Consider the following 2,807-nt stretch of genomic DNA (forward strand, 5'->3'; position numbering starts at 1 on the left):
AGCGGTACGGGCGTGGACTTCGCTGCCGGTTTTGTCTCGTGGCCGTGCGGATTCTGGCACGATGCAGCCAGGGTTCCCCGACTGGGCGGAGGCGGCATGGTTGGGGTGGGGGACCTTCTCGACGGCCGGTACGGGCTCGACTCGCTGCTGGGGCAAGGCGGGTTCGGATCGGTGTGGCAGGCGCACGACACCCGCATCAACCGCAGCGTCGCAGTGAAGACGGGGCGGCCGGACACCCCGCAGGCCGCGCTGCGTTTCGTACGGGAAGCAGAACTCGCCGGGAGTCTCGCGCATCCCAACATCGCCACCGTCCATGACTTCGGCCAAGTCGACTGGGACGGTGCGCCGTTGGTCTACCTGGTGATGGAGCTGGTGCCCGGCACGGACCTGGCCGGCCTCATCGCCCGCGGTCTTCCGCCCTTCGAGGTGAGCATCGGCTGGGCCCTGCAGATCTGTGCGGCGCTGGCTGCTGCCCACGATGCGGGGATCGTGCACCGCGACATCAAACCGGCCAACGTGGTCGTCACCGCACAGGCCACCGTGAAGGTCCTGGACTTCGGCATCGCCAAGCGCCAGGACTCGCTCACCGCGCTCACCGGACAGAACGCGATCATCGGCTCCATGCCGTACATGGCACCGGAGCGATGGCAGGGCGGCCCCCTCGACGCGCGCTCGGACCTCTACGCCCTGGGCTGCCTGCTGATGGAACTGTGGACGGGACGGCCCCCGTTCCCGGGCCAGGACATGTACGAGCTGATGGGGCAGCACCAGGGCATGACGCCCCCGCCGCCGAGGTCTTTCAGGCCGGAGCTGCCCCCGGCCGCCGACCGGCTCGTCCTGGACCTGCTGGCAAAAGATCCCGCCAGGCGGCCGGCCGACGCCCGCGCGGTGGCCCGGCAACTGGAAAGCCTCGCGGTCCAAGCGCCCGGCGCCCCGCACCCCGTCCTCCCCGCCCCGGACCCCGCTCCCCACCCGCCCACCGTTCCCGACCACCGGGTGGACCCCGTACGGGCCCGGCTGCGCCGCCGGCTGGACCAGATCACGGCGCTGCCGGCCGACGGCGACTCCCGGGAGTACCTGGGCCTGCTCGACGAGCTCATCCCCGAGGCGGCCCGCGAACTGGGACCCGACGACCCGCTCACCGCCGAGGCGGGCCTGCGGCGGGCCCTGCACACATTCGCGTCGGATCCGCACGATCCGGCCCTGGAGCAGATCCACGCCAAGCTGCTGCGGGTCTTCGGACCCGGGGACCCACGGACCATCGAGGCCCGGCTGACGTATCTCGGATACCTGGCGCACCAGGGCAGAGCCAACCCACGGCCGCTGCTTGCGGAACTCGAAGCCCTGGTCGAGCAGTCGGGGCGGATCCGGGGCCCCTACGACGCCGTCACCCTCCACGGGCGGATCGACCTCGCCCACGCCCGGCTGCGCGAGTTCACCGGCGGATTTGCGATACGCGCCTCGCATCCGGTCACCGATTCGCTGGCGGCCCGGCGCCGGGCCCTCCTCGAGCCGCTGCTCGCGGACCTGCTCCAGGGCCTGGACGAGCGCGACCAGGCACGCCGGGACGTACTGCGGCTGCTCGCCGAAGACGCCTACCACCAAAAGGACTTCGAGGCCGCCGCAAGGTTCTACGATGCGCTGCTCCCGCGCCTGAACACCGTGCCCAGGGCCGCCCTGGAGCCCGGGGCGGCCGTTTCCCACGCCCACAGCGTCGGCGAAGCCGGCGACCCGGAGCGTGCACTGCAGATGCTCGATGCCGTGGCCAGGACCGCCCCCATCGACTCCGGATACACCGACCCCCTCAGCGAACGCATCCACAGCCTGCGTTCGCGCTTCACCCGCCAGGCACGACGCACCTTGCGCAACACCCCCGGCCGCCGACGTCCGTGGTTCGGCCGCTGAACTGCTCACGGCCAGGCCGTGCCGGACTCCGCGGACACCACCACACCCGGCCCCACCCCAGGGCGTTGCCCACCGTGTTCTCCCAACTTGTACGCCACGGCCAGGGGGGACGACCACGACCGTGGACGCCAAGCCCTCCCCCCGACGAGACGCACGCAGCCCAACGCGACGGCGGACTCGCTGGTTCGCGGCCCCCAGCGTGCCGTCCGCCCTCGCGGCCGGGAGATCTCCAAGGGCTCAGAAAGTCCAGCGCGTGTGGCTGAAAACCCCGTCGTCCCTGCCGAAGCCGTAGGCCGTGTCCGGGGCCACCGCGAAGGCCACCACGCTCCCCTTGCGCATCCCCTCCCCCATCCCGAAGAACGTGCCCTCCGGCGAGGTCATGTGGTCCCCGTACTTCGCCTCGTGCGCGGCGATAACCTCATCCAGCACCGCCGGGTCCGTGACCCGTTTCGCCATGCCCTCCACGATGAGGTCAAGCCCCTCTGCGAGGTGATTGCGCCCAGTGGTGAGCGCGCAGTGCGGGTCCCGGGCGAGGTTCTTCGCCTCCTCCAGCTGTCGACGGGCCTCGGCCCATTCGACAGCCGTGACTGCCGCGGCCCCCGGGCGCGGGTTGGTCGCTGAGCTGTAGCGGGCATCCAGCTCGCCTACGGGTTGCGATGCGGGCATGACGGTCTCCTCTCATCCCTTGTCCTGCTTGTAACGACCGGCCCGCAGGGCGGGTTTCACCGCTGTGCCCGTTTGCATCTGGTGCATCTGTCCACAGCACGACTGCCGTCCTGCACGCGGTCCTGCCCTGGATCGTCGGGCAGGTACGACGCCACGCCCGGTCGCGTCCCACGTAGTGGTGTAGAGATGCGGACTTGAGAACTCCGCAGGTCCTGCCGACGGTGGGGCTGATGCGT

Annotated in this window: 2 protein-coding genes; one reads left to right on the forward strand and one right to left on the reverse strand. The window is 71.0% G+C overall.

Annotated features, from left to right (window positions below):
• The first annotated feature begins 96 nt into the window (after positions 1-96).
• A complete protein-coding gene (locus ACQKIP_RS44400; RefSeq protein WP_365866538.1) occupies positions 97-1,905 on the forward strand; it encodes a serine/threonine-protein kinase in 1,809 nt (602 codons plus the stop codon).
• Positions 1,906-2,142: 237 nt separating this feature from the next.
• On the opposite strand, the gene ACQKIP_RS44405 is transcribed toward ACQKIP_RS44400, so the two are convergent.
• Positions 2,143-2,571 (reverse strand): pyridoxamine 5'-phosphate oxidase family protein, encoded by a 429-nt coding sequence (locus tag ACQKIP_RS44405; RefSeq protein ID WP_365866540.1) that lies wholly within the window; start codon positions 2,569-2,571, stop codon positions 2,143-2,145.
• Positions 2,572-2,807 lie beyond the last annotated feature (236 nt).

Source organism: Streptomyces sp. NPDC059900 (assembly GCF_050270335.1).
Classification (GTDB): Bacteria; Actinomycetota; Actinomycetes; order Streptomycetales; family Streptomycetaceae; genus Streptomyces.